The organism is Methylobacterium nigriterrae (assembly GCF_037106235.1).
Taxonomy (GTDB): Bacteria; Pseudomonadota; Alphaproteobacteria; order Rhizobiales; family Beijerinckiaceae; genus Methylobacterium; species Methylobacterium nigriterrae.
In genome coordinates this window covers 1-2890 of the sequence record NZ_JBAWTG010000275.1, presented here as the reverse complement: position 1 = coordinate 2890, position 2890 = coordinate 1, and the positions used below count along the sequence as shown (strand labels likewise).

Sequence of the window (2890 nt, the reverse complement as noted above, 5' to 3'; positions counted from 1 at the left end):
CCAGCCCGCCGAAGCGCCGGCCCGGGGGCCGGGCCTCTACTTCATGGACACGTCCTCGGCCGCGGCCGAGTGCGTGACCCTGATGGCGGCGGCGGGCTATGCGGTGCACACCTTCCCGACCGGGCAGGGCAACGTGATCGGCAACCCGATCCTTCCGGTGATCAAGATCTCGGGCAATCCCAAGACTCTGCGCACCATGGGCGAGCACATCGACGTCGATGTGACCGGTGTGCTGCGCCGTGAGATGACCCTGGATCAGGCGGGCGACGCGCTCATCGACATGGTGGTGCGCACGGCCAACGGCCGCCTCACGGCCGCGGAGTCCCTCGGGCACCGCGAGTTCTCCATGACGAAGCTCTACCGCAGCGCCTGATCGCGCTTCGGCGGCCGCAGCCCACGGGCTGCGGCCGTCCTACTCCATTGTCTTGCACCAGCAACTCGCGGCGCCAACGCGCGCCGTGGTCTCGTGCTCCTGCTCGAGGAACTGCCATGGCAGACATTGTCATCAGCGAATTCATGGATGAGGCAGCAATCCGCGAAGGGCTTGCTGGGTATGACGTCCTCTATGACCCGGGGCTAGTCGACCGTCCAGACGAGCTTGCGGCAGAAATGGCTTCCGCACGCGCGATCATCGTCCGCAATCGCACCCAAGTCCGGGGAGCGTTGCTCGACGGCGCGCGCTCCCTTCGCGCCGTCGGCCGTCTGGGCGTCGGCCTCGACAATATCGATGTTGGAGCCTGCAAGGCCCGGAACATTGCCGTGCTTCCAGCCACTGGAGCAAACGATCTTTCGGTCGCCGAGTACGTGATTTGTACGGCGATGCTGCTGCTACGCGGAGCTTACCACGCCACGCCGGAGATGCTGACCGGCGCTTGGCCGCGCAACGCCCTGATCGGGCGAGAGACCGCCGCACGGGTAATGGGCCTCATTGGCTTCGGCTCAATTGCGCGGGAGACGGCCAAGCGCGCCGCCGCGCTCGGTATGCGCGTTGTCGCCTATGATCCGTATGCTCCCGACAGCGCCTTCAGCTCCATGGCCGTCGAGCGGCGCGAGCTGGAAACTCTGCTCGCCGAAGCCGACGTTGTAAGCCTCCACGTCCCCCTGACCGCCGACACCCGTGGTCTGATCGGTGCTGACGCAATTGGGCGCATGAGGCCTGGGGCCGTCGTCATCAATGCCGCGCGAGGCGGTGTTGTCGACGAAATTGCCTTGGCCGAGGCCTTGCGCGCTGGCCGGCTCGGCGGCGCCGCGCTCGACGTCTTTGCTGAGGAGCCGCTCGGAAGGGACGCCGCAGCCAAGTTCGCCAACGTGCCAAATCTCGTGCTCACGCCGCACATTGCCGGAGTGACCGAGGAGTCAAACGTTCGCGTATCCTGGGTCACCGTCGAGAATGTCAGAAAGGTCCTGTCCGCATGACCACACTCTCCATCGAATCGGCCACAGAGCAGGTCGCGGCGGTTTTCCAGCGCAACGGCTGCGCCGAGGAGAATGCCCGCTCGGTGGCGCGCGCGCTCGTGACTGCGGAGGCGGATGGGCTAAAAGGCCACGGGCTGTCCCGCATCCCGACCTACCTGGCGATGCTCAGGAACGGCAAGATCAACGGCCAAGCCCGTCCTACAGCCACGAGACCACGTAGCGGCGTGCTCGCAATCGATGCCGCGCTCGGGTTCGCGTATCCCGCCCTCGATCTCGCGACTGCGGAGTTGCCCCGCATCGCAGCGGAGCAGGGTGTCGCCGTGGCGCCGATTTGGCGCTCCAACCACTGTGGCGCCGCAGGCCTGCCCTGCGAGGCGCTCGCGCGCCAAGGGCTGGTCGCGATTTTGTTCGCCAACACGCCGGGCGGCATCGCGCCATGGGGTGGTCGGACGCCGGTGTTCGGCACCAACCCGATCGCGTTCGCTGCGCCGCTCGAAGGTCGCGAGCCGGCAGTCGTCGACCTTGCCCTATCGAAGGTCGCCCGCGGTCCAATCGTTGCTGCCAGACAGCGGGGCGAGCAGATTCCGGAAGGCTGGGCCCTCGACTCTGAGGGAAAACCCACCACAGATCCCGCGCGAGCGATCGAGGGCACGATGGTGCCACTGGGAGACGCAAAGGGCGCAGCACTCGCTTTCATGGTCGAAGTGCTGGCGGCCTGCCTCACCGGTGCCAATCTCGCCTTCGAAGCATCGTCCTTTCTCGACGGCGAGGGGCCGCCACCGGCCACGGGGCAGTTGTTTCTGGCGATCGACCCCGCCGCCTTCGGCAACGGGCGCTTCGGCGAAAGAATGGCCGCGTTGGCGCACGCCATCGAGGCTCAGCCGGGTGCTCGCCTGCCCGGTGCGCGCCGGCTCGCGAACCGCGCCCGCGCCTTGCAGGACGGGATTGCCATTCCGGCTGAGATTCAGGCCATCATCAAGGCGACTTGAACGGCTTCAAGTCCGCATTCGGCTTCCAGCATCGACCTGAATAGAGCGGAAACTGCCAGTCGGTCGAGCGGGAGCTAATCTATAAGCGCAAATAATAAAATTATCTGGGAGATAGCCATGAACGCCCTGAAACACGTCTATGTTCAGGTCCTAATCGGCATCGCTGCTGGACTGCTGTTAGGTCTTCTCGATCCGAAGATGGCTGTCGAGATGAAGCCTCTCGCCGACGGGTTTGTAAAACTGATTAAAATGTGCGTTGGACCTATCGTGTTCCTCGCAATTGTGCATGGCATCAACTCGGCCGGCAACTTGCGGACCGCCGGACGGGTGGGGCTGAAAGCGCTGATTTATTTCGAAGTGATGACAACGATCGCCATGCTGATCGGCTGGGGTGTTGGGGAGCTCATCCAGCCAGGCGCAGGCCTCAACGTGAATCCGAAGGATCTCGATCTCGCCGCGATCAGCGGCTTTGCCGGAAAGTCCGC

The 2890-nt window shown here is 64.9% G+C and carries 3 protein-coding genes and 1 pseudogene; all 4 read left to right on the top strand.

Translation table 11 applies throughout. The features are described from left to right. Nucleotides 1–373 (top strand): annotated as a pseudogene (locus WDW90_RS36010) (D-galactarate dehydratase); the annotation flags it as partial. Nucleotides 374–489: 116 nt separating this feature from the next. Continuing rightward, nucleotides 490–1416 carry a hydroxyacid dehydrogenase gene (locus WDW90_RS36005; RefSeq protein ID WP_336492537.1) on the top strand — a complete coding sequence of 309 codons (927 nt, stop codon included), beginning with the start codon at nt 490–492 and terminating at the stop codon, nt 1414–1416. After that, a complete protein-coding gene (locus WDW90_RS36000; protein ID WP_336492536.1) occupies nt 1413–2405 on the top strand; it encodes an Ldh family oxidoreductase in 993 nt (330 codons plus the stop codon). The genes WDW90_RS36005 and WDW90_RS36000 overlap by 4 nt, the downstream gene beginning before the upstream one ends. Before the next feature lie 117 nt (nt 2406–2522). Beyond that, nucleotides 2523–2890, top strand: a 368-nt coding sequence (locus WDW90_RS35995) for a cation:dicarboxylate symporter family transporter (RefSeq protein WP_336492535.1), incomplete at its 3' end; no start/stop codon positions are given.

Coding starts and splice junctions, on each gene's coding strand:
- WDW90_RS36005 (WP_336492537.1), top strand. CDS start 490: ATGGCAGACATTGTCATCAGCGAATTCATGGATGAGGCAGCAATCCGC.
- WDW90_RS36000 (WP_336492536.1), top strand. CDS start 1,413: ATGACCACACTCTCCATCGAATCGGCCACAGAGCAGGTCGCGGCGGTT.